This window comes from Burkholderia cepacia, from assembly GCF_001039005.1.
GTDB classification, from domain to species: Bacteria; Pseudomonadota; Gammaproteobacteria; order Burkholderiales; family Burkholderiaceae; genus Burkholderia; species Burkholderia theae.
Genome location: NZ_LDWR01000011.1, coordinates 265,594 through 284,295, shown reverse-complemented (window position 1 = coordinate 284,295; position 18,702 = coordinate 265,594). Strand labels below are relative to the sequence as shown.

Annotated in this window: 17 protein-coding genes and 2 tRNA genes; 15 read left to right on the top strand and 4 right to left on the bottom strand. The window is 63.7% G+C overall.

The genetic code is table 11. The annotated features are described in order from the left end of the window. The first annotated feature begins 8 nt into the window (after positions 1–8). The 11 genes from VL15_RS06345 (at position 9) to VL15_RS06295 (ending at position 10,956) form a co-directional block, all read left to right on the top strand. Complete coding sequence (locus VL15_RS06345) at positions 9–362, top strand: RidA family protein (protein ID WP_014897238.1); 354 nt, start codon at positions 9–11, stop codon at positions 360–362. 39 nt (positions 363–401) lie between these two features. Beyond that, complete coding sequence (locus VL15_RS06340) at positions 402–2,636, top strand: RelA/SpoT family protein (RefSeq protein WP_048244067.1); 2,235 nt, start codon at positions 402–404, stop codon at positions 2,634–2,636. A gap of 85 nt (positions 2,637–2,721) precedes the next feature. Further along, positions 2,722–2,798: transfer RNA gene (locus VL15_RS06335), tRNA-Val, on the top strand. 271 nt (positions 2,799–3,069) lie between these two features. After that, positions 3,070–4,977: a threonine--tRNA ligase gene (thrS, locus tag VL15_RS06330; protein ID WP_048244065.1), complete on the top strand. Its 1,908-nt coding sequence runs from the start codon at positions 3,070–3,072 to the stop codon at positions 4,975–4,977. 49 nt (positions 4,978–5,026) lie between these two features. Further along, positions 5,027–5,551: a translation initiation factor IF-3 gene (infC, locus tag VL15_RS06325; protein ID WP_071734130.1), complete on the top strand. Its 525-nt coding sequence runs from the start codon at positions 5,027–5,029 to the stop codon at positions 5,549–5,551. 189 nt (positions 5,552–5,740) lie between these two features. Next, positions 5,741–5,938, top strand: coding sequence for a 50S ribosomal protein L35 (gene rpmI, locus VL15_RS06320; RefSeq protein WP_004191477.1), 198 nt, complete (start codon positions 5,741–5,743; stop codon positions 5,936–5,938). A gap of 30 nt (positions 5,939–5,968) precedes the next feature. Further along, positions 5,969–6,328 carry a 50S ribosomal protein L20 gene (rplT, locus tag VL15_RS06315; RefSeq protein WP_004192938.1) on the top strand — a complete coding sequence of 120 codons (360 nt, stop codon included), beginning with the start codon at positions 5,969–5,971 and terminating at the stop codon, positions 6,326–6,328. A 149-nt stretch (positions 6,329–6,477) separates the two neighbouring features. Then, the gene (pheS, locus tag VL15_RS06310) at positions 6,478–7,491 is read left to right on the top strand and encodes a phenylalanine--tRNA ligase subunit alpha (RefSeq protein WP_048244063.1); all 1,014 of its coding nucleotides are present in this window, start codon (positions 6,478–6,480) and stop codon (positions 7,489–7,491) included. Between the two features lie 96 nt (positions 7,492–7,587). Then, positions 7,588–10,017: a phenylalanine--tRNA ligase subunit beta gene (gene pheT, locus VL15_RS06305; protein ID WP_048244061.1), complete on the top strand. Its 2,430-nt coding sequence runs from the start codon at positions 7,588–7,590 to the stop codon at positions 10,015–10,017. A gap of 73 nt (positions 10,018–10,090) precedes the next feature. Further along, positions 10,091–10,477, top strand: a complete 387-nt coding sequence (locus VL15_RS06300; RefSeq protein ID WP_046545481.1) for an integration host factor subunit alpha — start codon at positions 10,091–10,093, stop codon at positions 10,475–10,477. A gap of 62 nt (positions 10,478–10,539) precedes the next feature. Next, a complete protein-coding gene (locus VL15_RS06295; RefSeq protein ID WP_048244059.1) occupies positions 10,540–10,956 on the top strand; it encodes a MerR family transcriptional regulator in 417 nt (138 codons plus the stop codon). 88 nt (positions 10,957–11,044) lie between these two features. Here VL15_RS06295 and VL15_RS06290 read toward each other — a convergent pair whose 3' ends face one another. Beyond that, on the bottom strand, positions 11,045–13,255 hold the full coding sequence (locus VL15_RS06290; RefSeq protein ID WP_048244369.1) for a lipoprotein: 2,211 nt from the start codon (positions 13,253–13,255) through the stop codon (positions 11,045–11,047). 348 nt (positions 13,256–13,603) lie between these two features. After that, positions 13,604–14,419 (bottom strand): tyrosine-protein phosphatase, encoded by an 816-nt coding sequence (locus tag VL15_RS06285; RefSeq protein ID WP_268991178.1) that lies wholly within the window; start codon positions 14,417–14,419, stop codon positions 13,604–13,606. Positions 14,420–14,815: 396 nt separating this feature from the next. On the opposite strand from VL15_RS06285, the gene VL15_RS06280 reads away from it, so the two are divergent. The 4 genes from VL15_RS06280 (at position 14,816) to VL15_RS06265 (ending at position 17,935) form a co-directional block, all read left to right on the top strand. Continuing rightward, positions 14,816–15,529: a class I SAM-dependent methyltransferase gene (locus VL15_RS06280; RefSeq protein ID WP_048244055.1), complete on the top strand. Its 714-nt coding sequence runs from the start codon at positions 14,816–14,818 to the stop codon at positions 15,527–15,529. A gap of 160 nt (positions 15,530–15,689) precedes the next feature. Next, a tRNA-Pro gene (locus VL15_RS06275) sits at positions 15,690–15,766 on the top strand. A 140-nt stretch (positions 15,767–15,906) separates the two neighbouring features. Further along, positions 15,907–17,118 (top strand): outer membrane protein assembly factor BamC, encoded by a 1,212-nt coding sequence (bamC, locus tag VL15_RS06270; protein WP_048244053.1) that lies wholly within the window; start codon positions 15,907–15,909, stop codon positions 17,116–17,118. Positions 17,119–17,644: 526 nt separating this feature from the next. After that, complete coding sequence (locus VL15_RS06265; RefSeq protein WP_048244051.1) at positions 17,645–17,935, top strand: putative quinol monooxygenase; 291 nt, start codon at positions 17,645–17,647, stop codon at positions 17,933–17,935. 41 nt (positions 17,936–17,976) lie between these two features. Here the strand turns inward: VL15_RS06265 and VL15_RS06260 are convergent, their stop codons facing one another. Both VL15_RS06260 and VL15_RS06255 read right to left on the bottom strand, forming a co-directional pair. Beyond that, entirely contained in the window at positions 17,977–18,234 is a 258-nt protein-coding gene (locus VL15_RS06260; protein WP_034184019.1) for a hypothetical protein, read from the bottom strand. A 136-nt stretch (positions 18,235–18,370) separates the two neighbouring features. Then, positions 18,371–18,649, bottom strand: a complete 279-nt coding sequence (locus VL15_RS06255; RefSeq protein WP_011351789.1) for a hypothetical protein — start codon at positions 18,647–18,649, stop codon at positions 18,371–18,373. Positions 18,650–18,702 lie beyond the last annotated feature (53 nt).

The window sequence follows — 18,702 nt, the reverse complement described above, 5'->3', positions numbered from 1 at the left end:
AACATTCCATGGCAGTCATTCGTCACCACGTCGGGGCCCGTCTCTCCGAAACCGCGATCCACAACGGTACCGTGTATCTGGCCGGCCAGATCGCCGAAGACACCACGCAGGACATCAAGGGCCAGACGCGCGAAGTGCTCGGCCACATCGACCGCCTGCTCGCCGAAGCGAACAGCGACAAGGCGCATCTGCTGTCGGTGCAGATCTATATCTCGGATCTGGCGAACTTCGAAGGCATGAATGCGGAGTGGGACGCGTGGGTCGCGCAGGGCAACACGCCGCCGCGCGCCACCGTCGAGGCGAAGCTCGCGGATCCGGCGCTGCTCGTCGAGATCGTGGTCGTCGCCGCACAGCGGAGCTGAGCGTCGTTAGACGATGACCGTATTACGCCAGGCCGTGCAATGACCGAGTCCGTTTCCGCTTCCCCCGTTTCGGCACCGTCGTTCGACGACGTGCTCGCATTCGTGCGCGAGCGGGCCGGCGATGCACGCCTGTCGTCGGGCGAACTGCTCGCCGACCACTCGGCAGGCACGGCGTCGATCATGCGCACGCTGAACGTCGATCCGTCCGCGATGCAGGCCGCAGCGCTGTTCGTGCTGACGCCGCACCTGAGCGACCCAGAGCGCGAGCTGACCGAGCGTTTCGGCGACGAAGTGGCGCGGCTCGTGTCCGACGTGCGCAAGCTGTTGCGACTCGGCACCGTCAGCCTGCGCGCCGCGCAGAATGCGGTGGCCGACGCGGGGCGCGATGCGGCGGAAGAGCGGCGCACGCAGATCGAGGCGTTGCGCAAGATGCTGCTCGCGTTCGCGCAGGATATCCGCGTGGTGCTGATCCGGCTCGCGTCGCGGCTGCAGTCGCTGCGCTACTACGCGGCCGCGAAGATCGACCCGCCGCCCGACGTCGCGCGCGAGACGCTCGAGATCTATGCGCCGCTCGCGAACCGTCTCGGTATCTGGCAACTGAAGTGGGAGCTCGAAGATCTCGCGTTCCGCTTCGAGGATCCCGTCACCTACAAGCGGATCGCGAAACTGCTCGACGAAAAGCGGATCGAACGCGAGGCGTACGTCAGGCAAGCGATCGAGCGGCTGCAGCACGAGCTGGCGGATGCGCACATCCAGGCCGACGTGAGCGGCCGGCCGAAGCATATCTACAGCATCTGGCGCAAGATGCGCGGCAAGGAACTCGATTTCGCCGAGCTGTACGACGTGCGTGCGTTCCGCGTGATCGTGCCGGACATCAAGGATTGCTACGCGGTGCTCGGTATCGTGCATCACCTGTGGCAGCCGGTGCCGAAAGAGTTCGACGACTACATCTCGCGGCCGAAGCCGAACGGCTACAAGTCGCTGCATACGGTCGTGATCGGCGACGACGGCCGTGCGTTCGAAGTGCAGATCCGCACGCACGAGATGCACCGCTTCGCCGAGTACGGCGTTGCCGCGCACTGGCGCTACAAGGAGGCCGGCACGCGCGGTTACGGCGGCCAGTTCTCGGCGAGCGACAAATACGACGAGAAGATCGCGTGGCTGCGCCAGTTGCTCGCGTGGAAGGACGACGTCGAGGACGGCACCGAGGTGTCGGGCGACCAGGCGTGGGCGCAATTGCGCGAGACGTCGCTCGACGACGACCACATCTACGTGCTGACGCCGCAGGCGCGCGTGATCGCGTTGCCGCAGGGCGCGACGCCGGTCGATTTCGCGTACCACCTGCACAGCGAACTCGGCCATCGCTGCCGCGGCGCGCGCGTCGACGGCGTGATGGTGCCGCTGAACACGTCGCTTGCGAACGGCCAGACGGTCGAGATCGTCGCGGTGAAGGAGGGCGGGCCGTCGCGCGACTGGCTGAACCTGCAGCTCGGTTACCTGAAGAGCCCGCGCGCGCGGCAGAAGGTGCGTGCGTGGTTCAACTCGATCGAGCAGGAAGAAAACGTCGCGCATGGCCGGGCGCTCGTCGAAAAGACGCTGCAGCGCGAGGGCAAGACGTCGGTCAGTCTGGACAACCTCGCTGCGAAGCTCGGCTTCAAGTCGCCCGAGGAGTTGTTCTCGGTCGTCGGCAAGGAAGAGTTCAGTCTGCGTCATGTCGAGCACGCGCTGTCCGATGCGCCGCCGCCTGAGCCGGTGCCCGAGGCGCCTGCCGATTTCGAGAAGCGCAGCAGCGGCGCGAGCGTGGCGCACGGCGCGTCGACCGGCGTGCTGGTCGTGGGCGTCGACGCGCTGCTGACTCAGCTCGCGCGCTGCTGCCGTCCGGCGCCGCCCGATCCGATCAGCGGTTTCGTCACGCGCGGCAAGGGGATGTCGATCCACCGCACCGACTGCCCGACGTTTCGCCGGATGGTCGAGCGCGCGCCGGAACGCGTGCTGCAGACGACCTGGTCGGCCGACGTGCTCGGCGGGCGCGGTGCATCCGTCTATCCGGTCGACCTGATGATCGAGGCGAGCGACCGGCAGGGGTTGCTGCGCGACATCTCCGAAGTGTTCGCGCGCGAAAAGATGAACGTGGTCGGCGTGAAGACGCAAAGCCGCCGCAATGCGGCATTCATGCAGTTCACGGTCGAGGTGTCGAATTCGGCGCAGGTGCAGCGCGCCTGCACGCTGCTCGGCGAGGTGCAGGGCGTCGTGCGGGCGGGGCGGAAGGCATGATGGGGTTGGAACACGGTTATTTTGCTGCGACCGCATAAAAAGGCTTGCCAAACGAACAGCAGCTCCATATAATTTCAGCTTCTCTAGGCTCGTAGCTCAGCTGGTTAGAGCACCACCTTGACATGGTGGGGGTCGTTGGTTCGAGTCCAATCGAGCCTACCAACGAATTGAGAATGCCCGGTTTCCGGGTATTCGATGCAGTAAATAACTCAACGCAAACAAGGCGAATACGGTTATGACACCGCGAACGTTGACCGAAACCTTTTCGGACCGACGCTAGTCGAGGAACGTTTTCGCCCTTTCAGTTTGAGTGAAGTATCGAATGCGGCCCCTCGAAAGCGGGGCCGCATTTTTTTTGTCGCGAAATTTTCGCGCGTGACTTTTATATCGCGTGCTTGGTCTGCCGCCCACTGTCGGCATCACGGAGATTGCTATGGTTTCGATACGCTTGCCTGACGGCTCAGTTCGACAATACGAGCATCCGGTGACAGTTGCCGAGGTTGCAGCCTCGATCGGTCCCGGGCTTGCGAAGGCTGCGCTTGGTGGCAAGCTCGATGGCGAGCTCGTCGATACGTCCGCGGTGATCGACCGCGACGCATCGCTCGCAATCGTCACGGACAAGGACGCCGACGGCCTCGACATCATCCGTCACTCGGCCGCGCACTTGCTCGCGTACGCGGTGAAGGAGCTGTATCCGGAAGCGCAGGTGACGATCGGTCCCGTGATCGACAACGGCTTCTATTACGACTTCGCGTATCAGCGTCCGTTTACGCCGGAAGATCTCGAGAAGATCGAAAAGCGCATGCTGGAGCTCGCCAAGAAGGACGAGCCCGTGACGCGCCGCGTCGTGTCGCGCGACGAGGCCGCGGGATACTTCCGCAGCATCGGCGAGAAGTACAAGGCCGAGATCATCGAATCGATTCCGCAGAGCGACGACATCAAGCTGTATTCGCACGGTGGCTTCACGGATCTGTGCCGTGGCCCGCACGTGCCGTCGACCGGCAAGCTGAAGGTCTTCAAGCTGATGAAGGTCGCAGGTGCGTACTGGCGCGGCGATTCGAAGAACGAGCAGCTGCAGCGCATCTACGGTACCGCCTGGACGAAGAAGGAAGACCAGGACCAGTACCTGCACATGCTCGAGGAAGCGGAAAAGCGCGACCACCGCAAGCTCGGCAAGCAGCTCGACCTGTTCCACATGCAGGAAGAGTCGCCGGGCATGGTGTTCTGGCATCCGAAGGGCTGGGCGCTGTGGCAGCAGGTCGAGCAGTACATGCGCCGCCGCGTGAACGAAGCCGGCTACCTCGAGATCAAGACGCCGATGATCATGGACCGCTCGCTGTGGGAGGCGTCGGGCCACTGGCAGAACTACCGCGAGAACATGTTCACGACGGAGTCGGAGAAGCGCGACTACGCGATCAAGCCGATGAACTGTCCGGGGCACGTCCAGGTGTTCAAGCACGGCCTGCGCTCGTACCGCGACCTGCCGCTGCGTTACGCGGAATTCGGTTCGTGCCACCGCAACGAGGCATCGGGCGCACTGCACGGCCTGATGCGCGTGCGCGGCTTCGTGCAGGACGATGCGCACATCTTCTGTACGGAAGACCAGATCATTGCCGAGTCGATCGCGTTCAACAAGCTCGCGATGAGCGTGTATGGCGATTTCGGTTTCGACCACATCGACATCAAGCTGTCGCTGCGTCCTGAGCAGCGCATGGGTTCCGACGAAACGTGGGACCGTGCCGAGCAGGGTCTGCGTGAAGCGCTGACGGCGTGCGGCCTCCAGTGGGAAGAGCTGCCGGGCGAGGGTGCGTTCTACGGTCCGAAGATCGAGTATCACATCAAGGACGCGCTCGGCCGTTCGTGGCAGTGCGGTACGCTGCAGCTCGACATGATGCTGCCGGAGCGTCTCGGTGCCGAGTACGTCGCGGAAGACAACAGCCGCCGCCGGCCCGTGATGCTGCACCGTGCGATCGTCGGTTCGATGGAGCGATTCCTCGGCATTCTGATCGAGCACCACGCTGGTGCGATGCCGGTCTGGCTCGCGCCGATTCAGGCTGTTGTGCTCAATATCGCCGAAAATCAGGTCGAATATGCGAAGTCTCTGGCCCAAACGTTGCAAAAACAAGGGGTTAGAGTGACGGCCGATTTGCGCAACGAGAAGATTAGCTATAAAATACGCGAGCACACGCTGGAAAAGGTGCCTTATCTCCTCGTCGTGGGTGATAAGGAGCGTGATGCGCAAACGGTAGCCGTGCGTGCCCGTGGCGGCGTCGATCTTGGCGTGATGCCGGTCGATGTCTTCGTTGAGCGTCTGCAGGAAGACCTGCGCTCGTTCAAGTAACCGCCCTGGCAGCGCGGCTCGTTTTTTTAATTTTTAGAGGAAACGTAACATCGCTACTGATAAGTCGTCGCATCGCATCAACGGTGAAATCACTGCGCCGGAAGTGCGTCTGGTCGGGATCGAGAACGAACCGCTCGGTATCGTAAAACTCGCTGATGCTTTCCGTAAATCGGAAGAACTGGATGTTGACCTGGTGGAAATCGCGCCGCAAGCGGTTCCCCCGGTTTGCCGTCTGATGGATTACGGCAAGTTCAAGTACCAGGAATCGAAGAAGCAGCACGAAGCGAAGCTGAAGCAGAAGGTCATCCAGGTCAAGGAAGTCAAATTCCGCCCGGGTACCGATGACGGGGATTACAACGTCAAGCTCCGCAACCTCGTGCGCTTCCTCGAAGAAGGCGACAAGACGAAGATCACGTTGCGTTTCCGCGGTCGCGAAATGGCTCACCAGGAAATCGGTATGCGGATGCTTGAGCGTCTGCGCACGGATCTCGAGGAAGTCGGCCAGGTCGAGCAGATGCCGAAGATGGAAGGGCGCCAGATGATCATGGTGCTCTCGCCGAAGAAAAAGAAGTAACGGGCCCGCGCGCTTCGCGCGCAGGTTCGACAGTGGTTCGGCGCGTTGCCCGGTCAGGGCGGCGTGCCAACAATGACGGCGGCTGCGCAAGCGGTTCGCCGTACACAAGTGGACTGGGTTTCGAAGGGCGGGTCAAGGGCGCAAGCCAACCGCACACCCATCGCCATCTAATAAACTGGAGTTGTCGTCATGCCGAAGATGAAGACCAAGAAGAGTGCTGCAAAGCGCTTCGTGGTGCGTCCGGGCGGTACCGTCAAGCGCGGTCAGGCCTTCAAGCGCCACATCCTGACCAAGAAAACCACGAAGAACAAGCGTCACCTGCGCGGCGCAACGGCAGTTCATGATTCCGATCTGAACTCCGTCCGCGCAATGCTGCCGTTCGCGTAACCCCTCAATCGATACTCTAAGGAGAGAAATATGCCTCGAGTCAAACGTGGGGTAACCGCACGGGCCCGCCACAAGAAGATCATCAACCTGGCCAAGGGTTATCGCGGCCGTCGCAATAACGTCTATCGCATCGCCAAGCAGGCGGTGATGCGCGCTGGCCAGTACGCGTACCGCGATCGCCGCAACAAGAAGCGTGTGTTCCGCGCACTGTGGATCACGCGTATCAACGCGGCAGTTCGCCAGCACGACATGACCTACAGCGTGTTCATCAACGGCCTGAAGAAGGCGTCGATCGAACTCGACCGTAAGGTTCTGGCCGACATGGCGGTGTTCGACAAGGCTGCTTTTGCTGCGATCGTCAAGCAGGTGAAAGCCGCCGTTGCAGCCTAATTGCGAAATTAGCACTGCGTGGTTAGTTGCAGCGATGCTCCGGTAGTCTCGGCCGCTGCAGCGAAAACGGGGCTCTTCCGAGCCCCTTTTTTGTTTGGATGGGCGGTTTCGCTCGCCAAGACCGAATGACGTTGGAAATGATGGGATCTATGGATCTGGACCAGATTGTCGCCGACGCGCAGCAGTCCTTCGAACAGGCTGCCGACATCACCACGCTCGAAAACGAGAAAGCACGATTTCTCGGCAAGTCGGGTGCGCTGACCGAGTTGCTGAAGGGCCTCGGCAAGCTCGATCCCGAAGCACGCAAGACCGAAGGCGCACGCATCAACGTCGCGAAGCAGCAGGTTGAAGCCGCGCTGACCGCACGTCGCCAGGCACTGGCCGACGCGCTGTTGAACCAGCGCCTCGCCGCCGAGGCGATCGACGTGACGTTGCCGGGCCGTGGCGCCGGTGCAGGCAGCCTGCACCCCGTGATGCGCACGTGGGAGCGTGTCGAACAGATTTTCGGCTCGATCGGTTTCGATGTGGCCGACGGCCCCGAAATCGAGACCGACTGGTACAACTTCACGTCGCTGAACAGCCCGGAAAACCATCCGGCGCGTTCGATGCAGGACACCTTCTACGTTGAAGGCAAGGACGCCGACGGCCGCCAGCTGCTGCTGCGCACGCACACGAGCCCGATGCAGGTGCGTTACGCGCGCATGAACCGTCCGCCGATCAAGGTGATCGCACCGGGCCGCACGTATCGCGTCGACAGCGATGCGACCCACTCGCCGATGTTCAATCAGGTCGAGGGGCTGTGGATCGACGAAAACATCAGCTTCGCCGACCTCAAGGGCGTCTATACCGATTTCCTGAAGAAATTCTTCGAGCGCGACGACATCCTCGTGCGCTTCCGTCCGTCGTATTTCCCGTTCACGGAACCGTCGGCCGAGATCGACATGATGTTCGAGCAAGGCAAGAACGCCGGCAAATGGCTCGAGATCTCCGGCTCGGGGCAGGTGCATCCGACCGTGATTCGCAACATGGGCCTCGATCCCGAGCGCTACATCGGCTTTGCGTTCGGCAGCGGCCTCGAACGCCTGACGATGCTGCGCTACGGCGTCCAGGATCTCCGGCTGTTCTTCGAGAACGACCTGCGTTTCCTGCGCCAGTTCGCATAACGCCGCTCGCCGCGCCGACCTGTGCCCGCGCATGCCCCGACGGACGATCCGATGGGGCCCGGGCGTCGATCTAACCTGTTTCGAACGTAGACATCCATGCAATTCCCTGAATCCTGGTTGAGAACCTTTGTCGACCCGCAGCTGACGACCGACGAACTGTCGCACGCGCTGACGATGGCGGGGCTCGAAGTCGAATCGCTGAGCAAGGCTGCGCCGCCGACGTCGAAGATCGTCGTCGGCCGCGTGCTCGAAGTCGCCAAGCATCCGGATGCGGACAAGCTCAATGTCTGCCAGGTCGACGCCGGTACCGGCGCGACGCTGAATATCGTCTGCGGCGCGCCGAACGTGGCGCCCGGCATCAAGGTGCCGGTCGCGCTGGTCGGCGCGGAACTGCCGCCGGCAGAAGAGGGCGGCAAGCCGTTCGCGATCAAGCTGTCGAAGTTGCGCGGTGTGGAGAGCCAGGGGATGCTGTGCTCGGCGCGCGAACTGAAGCTGTCCGAGGATCACAGCGGCCTGCTGATCCTGCCGGAAGACACGCCGGTCGGTCAGGACATCCGCGAGACGCTCAATCTCGACGACACGATCTTCGAAATCAAGCTGACGCCGAACAAGGCAGACTGCCTGTCCGTGTTCGGTATCGCGCGCGAGACGGCCGCGATCACCGGCGCGCCGCTGACGCCGGTCGATATCCGCCCGGTGCGCGTCGAGCTCGACGAGACGCTGCCGGTGCGCATCGACGCCCCCGATCTGTGCGGCCGCTTCTCGGGTCGCGTGATCCGCGGCGTGAATGCGCATGCGAAGACGCCGCAGTGGATGGTCGAGCGCCTCGAGCGTTCGGGCCAGCGCAGCGTGTCGGCCCTCGTCGACATTTCGAACTACGTGATGTTCGAGCTCGGCCGCCCGTCGCACGTGTTCGATCTCGACAAGATTCACGGCGGTATTGAAGTGCGTTGGGGCAAGCGCGGCGAATCGCTGAAGCTGCTCAACGGCAACACGGTCGAACTCGACGAAACGGTCGGCGTGATTGCGGACGACCGCCACGTCGAAAGCCTGGCCGGCATCATGGGCGGCGACAGCACGGCCGTCACGCTCGACACGACCAACATCTACCTGGAAGCCGCGTTCTGGTGGCCGGACAGCATCCGCGGCCGCGCGCGCAAGTACAACTTCTCGACCGATGCGGCCCATCGCTTCGAGCGCGGTGTCGATTACGCGACGACCGTCGAGCACGTCGAGCGCATCACGCAACTGATTCTCGAGATCTGCGGCGGCAAGGCCGGCCCGGTCGACGATCAGTCCGTGAACCTGCCGCAGCGCGCGCCGGTGAAGATGCGCGTGTCGCGCGCGAACCGCATCATCGGCGTGAAGATCGGCGCCGACGAGATCGCCAGCATCTTCACGCGCCTCGGCGTGCCGTTCGAGCGTGACGACGACGCGTTCCTCGTCACGCCGCCGTCGCACCGCTTCGACATCGAGATCGAGGAAGACCTGATCGAGGAAGTGGCGCGCATTTACGGCTTCGAGAAGATCCCGGCGCGTCCGCCGGTCGCGACGAGCGAAATGCGTGCGACCAACGAGACGCGGCGCTCGATCCACGACATCCGTCACGCGCTTGCCGCGCGCGACTACGCGGAAACCGTCAACTTCAGCTTCGTCGATGCGGAGTGGGAGAGCGATTTCGCGGGCAACGACAACCCGATCAAGCTGCTGAACCCGATCGCGAGCCAGCTTTCGGTGATGCGCACGACGCTGTTCGGCAGCCTGATCGCCGTGCTGCGCCACAACCTGAACCGCCGTGCCGACCGCGTGCGCGTGTTCGAGTCGGGCCGCGTGTTCCTCGCCGATCCGTCGGTGAAGGCCGGCGAGCTGGCGGTGGAAGGCCATGCGCAGCCGAAGCGCGTCGGCGCGCTTGCCTATGGCCCGGCGCTCGACGAGCAGTGGGGCGCGGCAACGCGTGCGGTCGATTTCTTCGACGTGAAGGGCGATCTCGAGGCGCTGCTCGCGCCCGCGGCCGCACGCTTCGTGAAGGCCGAGCATCCGGCCCTCCATCCGGGCCGCAGCGCGCGCATCGAAGTCGATGGCCGTGCGGTGGGCTGGATCGGCGAGCTGCACCCGCGCCTGATGCAGAAGTACGAGCTGCCGCATGCGCCGGTGATGTTCGAGATCGATGCGGACGCGCTGATTGCGCGTGCGCTGCCCGCGCCGACCGACGTGTCGAAATTCCCGCCGGTCCGTCGTGATATCGCCGTTGTCGTCGATCAGGCGGTCGAGGTTCAGGCACTTTTCGACGAAATGAAGAAGGCGCTTGCCGAAGAGGCCTGCCGATTCGTTCAGAAGGTTGTACTCTTCGACGAATTTCGTGCAAAATCAAATACTTCCGGTGGTCTCGCCGCGCACGAGAAGAGCCTTGCCTTCCGCGTGACGCTGCAGGACGCGGCTGGCACGCTACAGGACGAGGTCGTCGATCAGGCGATCCAGACGCTGGTCGAGCGGATGGCTCACGCCGGTGCGCGTCTGCGCGGCTAAGGAGAGGGTCCGCCCGTTCGCGGGCGGCTTTTTCCCCATCGTAAGTTTTGATTTAACGCGCTGTATGGCAGATATGAACGACATGACCTCGAGTGAATTCGAAGCCCTCCTGACGGCGCAACGCAGCGCCATGAACCGCGACGCTTCGGCGCCGGCGTCCACCGAGACGCCCACGCTGACGAAGGCGGAACTGGCGGAGCTGCTGTTCGACAGCGTCGGGCTGAACAAGCGTGAAGCGAAGGACATGGTCGAGGCGTTTTTCGAAGTCATCCGCGACGCGCTCGAAAACGGCGAAAGCGTCAAGCTGTCGGGGTTCGGCAATTTTCAGCTGCGCGACAAGCCGCAACGCCCGGGCCGCAATCCGAAGACGGGCGAGGCTATTCCGATCGCGGCACGCCGGGTGGTAACCTTCCACGCGAGCCAGAAGCTGAAGGCGCTGGTCGAAAACGGCACGGAGTAACACGCCGCGCGCCGACGTCTCCGCGCGGCCGCCGCGCACCCTTTACCGACGGTTAACCGACGATGACCACTACGGTTGAGAAAGTCGTCTTGCCTCCGATTCCCGCGAAGCGCTACTTCACGATCGGTGAAGTCAGCGAACTGTGCGGGGTCAAGCCGCATGTACTGCGATATTGGGAACAGGAATTCACTCAGTTGCGGCCGGTGAAGCGGCGCGGCAATCGTCGCTATTACCAGCATCACGAGGTGCTGCTGATCCGGCGGATTCGCGAGTTGCTGTACGAGCAGGGGTTCACGATCAACGGCGCGCGCAACCGGCTCGATTCGCCGGGCGGCGAGCGCGCCGCGGCGGCAGCACCCGTCGAGCAGGACGTTCAGGTCGCCGATACGCGGGTGCCGGGCAAGCCGGGCACCACTGTCGATGTCATTGCGTTGCGGCAGGCACTGCTCGACGTGATCGACGGACTGAAGCACGGCTGAGCGCGAAGAACGAAGCCCGAATCATGAAATGAAAAGCCCGGTTGGCGAAGCGCCACCGGGCTTTTTTCATGCGTGTCGCGCATGCGCATCAGCGCGTCGCGAGCGGATTCTTCTGTCCCATGTCGACGACCAGCGTGCCGTCCGGCAGCATCCGCACCGAGCCCTGCGCGACCTGGCTGCGGTAGCCGTACAGGTCGAAACGCATCGGGCCGGCCTCGGCCGAATTCCGGATCAGCGCGCGCACGTTCAGTTCGAGCACGTTGAACATCTTCATGTCGCCGCCTTCCATCCACATGTAGCTCGGCGCGTCGATCTGCGGCCGCTTCGGCGCGGGCGCGCCCGCCGCGCGCCGAAACGTGAGGCGCAGCCCGTCACGCTCGACCGTTGCTTGTCCGAGCTTGCCGTTCAGCACGGGCGGCGGGAACACCGTGTATTGGTCGAGCACGAGCGTGTCGCCGCGCAGTTCCGCGCCGCGCCGCTGCAGCGGCGTCAGCGAAGCGAGCTCGATGCCGAGCGAGCGCAGCAGCTTCGCCTGCGGAATGCCGAGCACCGACACCTGGGCCGGCTTGAACGCGAGGTGGCGGTCGTCGAGCACGGTCAGCGAACCCTTCATGTCGGTCGGCAGCCAGACGCCCGGCACGTGATTCCACAGCTTGATGCCACCCTGGACACGCAGGTTCTGGCCGTCCGCGCTCAGTTGCAGGTCGTTCAGTGAGCGCGGCGAGTAGTCGAGCAGGTAGTTGTTGAAGAGCGCGGACATCGCCTTCCACGACTCGACGACCGTGCCGCCGAGAATGCGGATGTCGTACTGGTTCGGATCGTCGAGATCGACGGGTTCGCCGGGTCGCTTCGACACGAGTTCCACGTCGAGATCCTCGACATGGAAGCCGATATCGCCGGACAGGTTGAAGTCGACGTTGCGCAGATGGATCGTCGGGTTGCGGTTCGACACGTGGCGTTCGTCGAACGGCGTGGTCGACGAGCGCCGCATCGCGACCTTCTGCATGCCGGGTCGCACGGTGTCCGCCGCGAGCGCGTACGCTTCCCAGTGCTGGCGCACGTCGCGCAGCGCATTCTGCTGCGCGGCGAGGAAGCTGTCGTTCAGGCGCGCGGCTGCGTTGCCGAGCAGTGCGCCGCTGGCCGGGCCCGTGTACGGCGGCATCCGGATTGCCATCGCACCGCTTTCGTCGAAATTGAAGTAGCCGGCCGAGACCTGGTCGCGATAGTGATACAGGTCGAACACGAAAGTCTGGTCGCGCTTCGCCGGATCGACCGGACCGATCAGGATGTCCGCGTTCATCGGCATCGAGCGCATGAACTTCACGTCGCCGCCGCGAATGACCATCGCCTGCTGCGGCGCGTTCGCGGGCATCGCGAAGCTGGCATGCGTGCCGTCGTCGAGCGTCAGGTCGAGGCCGGCCGGCGTCACGCGCAGCGCGGTGATCGTGAGCTTCAGGCGCGGCGGCGGCATCAGCTTGTCGACCGACATCACGAGATCGTCGCCGGCGAGCCGCGCGATCGGCGTCTGGACCTTCAGCAGGTCGGCCATCTTCACGTTGGCCGCGCGCATCACGGGCTGTGCGTTGATCCCCGACACGCGCACGCCGGTCGGGTGGAACACGAGCTGGCTGCCGTCGCGGATCGCGAGCGTGCCGGTCAGCGAGAACGGCACCCAGCCATCGCGCTGCATTTCGCCTTGCAGATGGATCACGCCGTCGCCGGCCGATACCGAGAGGTTGCGTAGCGGCGCGTTGCGGTAGCCGAAGATATAGGTGTTGAAGAGGGCGGTCAGCTTCGCATTGTCGAGCGTGACCGTGCCTTCGTGCACGTCGATCTGGAAGCTGGTCGGATCGTCGAACACGATCGGCGCACCGGCCTGTGTCGGCACGAGCGTGGCCGACAGCTGGTGGATGAAGAAACCGAGGTTGTTGACGATGCGGAAATCGACGTCACGCAGGAACGTCATCGCGCCGTTCTGGCCCGAGTCGCGCAGCGAAAACGGGCGCGGTTGCGTGAGGCTGATCGACGCGAGCGACGGTACAGTGCGCGCGATCTGCTGCTCGCGGGCGAGGCGTTGGGCCTTGGTGCGTTCGATCTTCGTCGACGCGACCGGCGGGTTGCCGTCGCGTTGCGCGGACGATTCCGCACAGCCGGCGCAGAGCAGCGCGAGTGCAAGCGCGCCGCAGCCGAACACGCGGGTTGTCTTGTGCCTGACCGGGGCGGCCGCGCGTTGCGGGCCGGAAATCCAGTCGAAAATTGCCAAAGGCGAGCGATGGCCGCGCCGGACCGCATTCCGCATCGTCTGTCTCCATGTCTTGTCGTGATCGACGGCGGTGCGCGCCAACGCGCGGCGCGAGCGTCGATGCCGTGCAGTGTGTCATAGCGCGCTAGAGCGGCGTTACCAAACAACGGGCGCGCGGGCGCGGCGAGCCGGCGCGCTGCGGGACAATGGATTCGGGCTGGCCGGGCGACCGGATCAAACGGTCGTTTGGTTGGTGCGGACCGTCGGCTGGCGTGTTTTGAGACGACCGGACAAACCCGCCGCCAGCCTTGACCGGAGCGGGTTTCACCGGATTAGCGATGCGCCGGCCGGTGCGGTCGAACGCCGCGTGCGATCCGGCCCCGTCGGGGTCGCCCGCGGGCCGGGTCAGACCAGCATGCGCTGCCGGATGGCGCTCAGCGTTGCCTGGTCGAGTTGCAGGCCGTTGTCGATGTACGACGTCATCGAGCCGTACGACGCCGTGACCTGGTCGAATGCCGCCTGCAGATAGTCGGTGTGAGCGCCTTGCAGCGCGGTCATCATGTCCGCCGCATTTTGCCCCCCGGCCTTTTGAGCCTGGGCAACAGAGGCGGCGATTTCGGATGCGCTATAGACGTTGGTCAGCAGGTAGTCGGCGAGAATCGTTTGCTGAGGGATGCCGAGGATCGTGTGCAGGATGGCGGTCGCCCAGCCGGTGCGATCCTTCCCGGCCGTGCAGTGGAAAATCAGGTTTTCGCCGACGCCGGCGAAGCCGGTGAATAGCGCGTGATAGCTTGCATGTGCGGTGTCCGACGTCACGAACGCCCGGTACATGCTCAGCATGAACGCCGTCGCGGTTGCACCCGTGGTCGGAATCGGGTCGATGCTGGCGGCGCCGAGCACATTGAGGTTTTGCCAGGTGGCGCCGGCCAGCAGCACATCCGGCTGCGTCTTGATCTCGGCGGGCGTGCGCAGGTCGCAGACCTGCTTGATGCCCAGTGTGCCGACGGTGGCGACGTCGGCGGCGGATAACGCGAGCGCGGACGACCGATAGATCAGGCCTTTCTTCATCGTCGCGCCGCTGGTCGTCACATAGCCGGTTCCGTCCGGTCCGGCCGTGTCGCGAAAGTTCGAAGCCGAACTCAGCCGTGGCGTCGTGACAGGCGCGACCGAAATCGAGTCGCCGCCGCATGCGGACAAAAGCGACGTGCTCCCCAGTGCCACGCCGATCGTGCCGGCGCTTAGCCGGAGAAAATCTCGACGGGAGATTTCGTTTTTCTGATGCATTCAATGCCCTTTGTCGAAGACGATTACAAGAAGTCGCGACCGCGGTGGTGACCGAAGCCGCTCCCTGTATCGCGCGCGACGCGGCAAAGCCGGGGCGGGCCGGATCGATCGGCATGCAGTCGGACGGTTCGCCGTGCGCGTGGATGTCGCGCCGGGTAACCGCACGGTAGCGATCTGTGGCGAAGCGGCCATCGTCCCTTTCGATTAGGGACGAATGCGGGTTGCTGTCGCGGGCCGTGCATCGTTGACGGTTACGATCGGCGGCGGCGGCGAGTAAGATCGGCATCAGTGGCTGGATCGAACAAAGCACGGTAGCCATCACGGGGAAGCGCCATGGATCTGAAGGAAGTCGACGTATTGGGTGCGGGGGTGGGCGATCACTGGTACTACGCGTCGAAGGCGAGCGCGATCCGCCGGTTCCTCGGCGCGTCGGGCGCGAACCGGATACTCGACGTTGGTGCCGGCTCCGGCTTTTTCTCGAAGCATTTGCTCGAGCGCACGCAGGCGACGGAAGCGTGGTGTGTCGATACGAGCTACGCCGACGATACCGATGGCGAGGCGGCCGGCAAGCCCATCCATTTCCGGCGGTCCGTCGAACGATTCGATGCCGATCTCGTTTTGTTGATGGACGTGCTCGAGCATGTCGACGACGACGTCGGGCTGCTGTCGCAGTATGTGGCGGGGGCGCCTCCGGGCAGCCGGTTCCTGATCACGGTTCCCGCGTTCCAGTTCCTCTGGAGCGGGCATGACGATTTTCTCGAGCACAAGCGCCGCTATACGCTCGGCGGTCTCGAGGATGTGGTTCGTCGTGCAGGGCTCGACGTCGAGCGCGGCGCCTACTACTTCGGTCTCACGTTCCCGCTTGCGGCGGCATTGCGGCTGGGCGAGCGGGCGCGCCCGCATCCGCGCGAGCCGGCGTCGCAATTGCGCCGCCACCATCCGCTCGTCAACGGCTTGCTCAAGATGATCTGTCGTATCGAGTTGCCGATGTTCCGCTTCAACCGCGTTGCCGGCCTGACGGTCATCTGCGTCGCGCGCAATCGGTGAGCACGAGGCGCAAGCCGTGCAGTCGGGGCGCAGGTCGTGCCGGCAGGGGCGTCTGCGCCCGTATCGGTGCCGTCACGCCAAAAAATTTCACAAGAACATTCACAAAATGCATGCGACCCGATTCTAAATAGGAAAAGTGTCTGTTATACTTTTCTTCTTTCGGGGCGTAGCGCAGCCTGGTAGCGTACCTGCATGGGGTGCAGGTGGTCGGAGGTTCAAATCCTCTCGCCCCGACCAGACAAGAACCCGCGTCGGCTTAGGCTGACGCGGGTTTTTTCTTGCCGGTCGCTTTTTTGCACATCGCGGCGCGGCCCCGGTAAAATCCAAGGTTGATCCACGGAAAGCGCCGTGATTTAGCGGAAGAGGATTCCCCGAACATGACTGATCTTCGTCTTACCATGCGGTTCGCTGCAGTGCTCGCCACCGGCGCGCTCGTTGCCGGTTGCGGTACGTCGTCGCCCACGAAAGTGGACTACAAGAGCGATTCGAAATCGAAAGAAGCGTCGCTCGCAGTGCCGCCCAACATGCTCGACGAGACGGCCGATCAGCGTTCGCTGCCGCCCCAGGGCGGCGCGACTTCCCTGTCTGCGCTTCAGCAGGTCCAGAAGGCGGCGCCCGCCCTGGACACCGTCGCTCCGGCCGTGACCGGCATGCATATCCAGCGCGACGGCACCGAGAGCTGGCTCGTGATCGACGGCAAGCAGCCGGCCGCCGTCTGGCCGCAGGTCCGCCGTTTCTGGCAGGAGCAGGGCTTCCTGCTCGTCGTCGACCAGCGCGACAAGGGCGTGATGGAAACCGACTGGAACGAAACCCATCCGCAGATCAACGACGGCCTGATCCGCAGTGTGATCTCGAAGGCAATGGGCAACTCGTACGTGACGGCCGAGCGCAACAAGTACCGCACGCGTCTCGATTCGGCGCCGAACGGCGGCACCTACGTGTTCATCAGCCAGAAGGGGATGCGCGAGGCGATCACGGGCTCGAACAACGATTCGAGCAAGTGGGAACCGAAGCCGAACGATCCGGCGCTCGAGACCGAGTACCTGAAGCGGCTGATGGCGGTACTCGCACAGAACGAGCAGCGCGCGAAAAACGGCGAGCCGCCGATTGCGAACATCAAGGACAACGTTGTGCCGAAGGAAAAGAAGGCCGAGGACGACGCATCGTCGAAGGCCGCCGCCGCGATTGCCGCGCAGAACGTGTCGCGCACGTCGGCGCAGGGCAACGATGCAGCCGATGCGGCTGCCGTGCCGTCCGAGGTCACGCTGGGCGAGCCGTACGACCGGTCGTGGCTGCACGTCGGTCTCGCGCTCGATCGCGCGAACTTCACGGTCGACGATCGCGATCGCTCGAAGGGCCTGTATTTCGTGCGCTACGTCGATCCGAAGGATCTGACCTCGGCCGAGCAGGGCTTCTGGAGCCAGCTGTTCCACGGCAAGAAGGAAAAGCAGGCGAAGCAGTACCGCGTCAACGTGAAGGCGCTCACGGGCGACCAGACGCGCGTCGCGGTCGTCGACGATTCGGGAGCGCCCGACACGTCGTCAGCGGCTCGCCAGATCATGGGGCTGCTCGTGAATCAGCTCCGCTGATCTCGACGCTTCTCCGCACCTGCGAAAAGCCCGCCATTTGGCGGGCTTTTTTCATGGTCGCTCGCCGGCGCGCACGTGTGCGAGAGGTTCGGTCCCTCCTCGTGACGTTACGTAACATCCGCGCGTTACGGCGGCAGAGCACGCGTCACATTGGCGTGGGTGAAGAAATTGTCCTTATAAATCAATGGCGTGATCGGCGTGCGATGCCTGGCACGCAACCTGCTTTATATGTTGGAATCGTTAGAGCAGGGAGGATGGCGTCAGGTACCGGGTGTGCGCCGCGAGCGCCAGATCAACGGTACCGACGTCTTCAAATGCCGGCGCGACAAGCGCCGGTGCAACTGATGACGATCCGCGCCAGCGTGCGGATCTCGATGGCCCCGTCGCCTATCCTCGTAGGGCGACGGTTTCGCCCGCGCTTCTCTGAAGCGCGGGCTATTTTTTTGGGCCGTCGTGCAGCGGCGCATCGGCGCGGCCGATGCGTGATTCGCGTATTCTCGGACTTTTCTCAAAGAAGGAGTCGGGAATGGCGGAAATTGCAGTCGTGGCGCTGATCGTGGCGAAGCCGGGCGCCGAGGAAAAACTGCGCACCATGCTCGAAGGGATCGTCGAGCCGACCCGCAACGAAGCGGGGGCATTGCAGTACGACCTGCATCGGGACCTGAAGGAGCCCGCGCGGTTCGTATTCGTCGAGCGCTGGGAGAGCGAGGAGGCGCTTGCCGCCCATGCGCGTTCCGCGCACATTCTCGCGTATCGCGAAGCGGCCGCGGACTGGATCGAACGTTCCGAAATCCGCGTGCTGTTGAAGCTCGTCTGAGCTGGGTGGGGCGACCGGACGTATCCGGTCGCCGCGGCGCGTCAGTGCGACGTGCCGGGTACGTCGAGAATCAGGATGATCGTCCAATCGGCGTCGCCGTCGTGATGATACTGGCGCTCGGCAACGATGAACGGTTGCTGCTTGCCTTGCGGGCCGAGGAAAAGCACATCGCCCTCCATCGGCAGGCACTCGATCGGCGGCAGCGCGAGAAACGCGTCGGCCGAGCCGCGGGGCATCAGTTGCTTGATCTGGCGAGTGGCGGCTTCGGTCCACTCGATGTCGAGTTGAATGTTGCTCATGCTGTCCTCCGCACCGGGGTGCGCACGGGTGGAAAATTTCGGTGCGCGACTTTAGCACAGCGCACGGGCACCGCAACCAAAAAAGCCGAACCCGGTTGCCCGGATTCGGCTTTTTACTTGTGCGGTGCCGCCGAACTTACTGGCTGGCAGCGTCTGCGGCCTTGGCGGCCTTCTTGCCGGCCTTCTTCGCCGCTGCCTTGTGGTGAGCAGCCTTCTTGCCGTGGTGATGCTCTTCTTGCATCGCCGGCTGAGCGGCCTCGGCCGCTTGCTGCTGTTGCAGGGCTTGTGCGCGCTGCTCGATCTCGGAGATCTTGGCCGGATCGGTAATGGTCTTGATTTCCGTGCTCTCTTGCGCATACGCTGCGCCAGTCAGCGCCGACATCGCTACCAGGATAGCCAGGGACGTCTTCTTCATTGCTTTACCTCCGCTAAGTGGTGATGAACCCGAGTGTTGCCGTTTTGTCTGGC

Coding starts and splice junctions, on each gene's coding strand:
- VL15_RS06290 (WP_048244369.1), bottom strand. CDS start 13,255: ATGCGGAATGCGGTCCGGCGCGGCCATCGCTCGCCTTTGGCAATTTTC.
- VL15_RS06300 (WP_046545481.1), top strand. CDS start 10,091: ATGAACGACATGACCTCGAGTGAATTCGAAGCCCTCCTGACGGCGCAA.
- VL15_RS06295 (WP_048244059.1), top strand. CDS start 10,540: ATGACCACTACGGTTGAGAAAGTCGTCTTGCCTCCGATTCCCGCGAAG.
- pheT (WP_048244061.1), top strand. CDS start 7,588: ATGCAATTCCCTGAATCCTGGTTGAGAACCTTTGTCGACCCGCAGCTG.
- bamC (WP_048244053.1), top strand. CDS start 15,907: ATGACTGATCTTCGTCTTACCATGCGGTTCGCTGCAGTGCTCGCCACC.
- VL15_RS06340 (WP_048244067.1), top strand. CDS start 402: ATGACCGAGTCCGTTTCCGCTTCCCCCGTTTCGGCACCGTCGTTCGAC.
- thrS (WP_048244065.1), top strand. CDS start 3,070: ATGGTTTCGATACGCTTGCCTGACGGCTCAGTTCGACAATACGAGCAT.
- VL15_RS06255 (WP_011351789.1), bottom strand. CDS start 18,649: ATGAAGAAGACGTCCCTGGCTATCCTGGTAGCGATGTCGGCGCTGACT.
- rplT (WP_004192938.1), top strand. CDS start 5,969: ATGCCTCGAGTCAAACGTGGGGTAACCGCACGGGCCCGCCACAAGAAG.
- VL15_RS06265 (WP_048244051.1), top strand. CDS start 17,645: ATGGCGGAAATTGCAGTCGTGGCGCTGATCGTGGCGAAGCCGGGCGCC.
- pheS (WP_048244063.1), top strand. CDS start 6,478: ATGGATCTGGACCAGATTGTCGCCGACGCGCAGCAGTCCTTCGAACAG.
- VL15_RS06280 (WP_048244055.1), top strand. CDS start 14,816: ATGGATCTGAAGGAAGTCGACGTATTGGGTGCGGGGGTGGGCGATCAC.
- VL15_RS06260 (WP_034184019.1), bottom strand. CDS start 18,234: ATGAGCAACATTCAACTCGACATCGAGTGGACCGAAGCCGCCACTCGC.
- rpmI (WP_004191477.1), top strand. CDS start 5,741: ATGCCGAAGATGAAGACCAAGAAGAGTGCTGCAAAGCGCTTCGTGGTG.
- VL15_RS06345 (WP_014897238.1), top strand. CDS start 9: ATGGCAGTCATTCGTCACCACGTCGGGGCCCGTCTCTCCGAAACCGCG.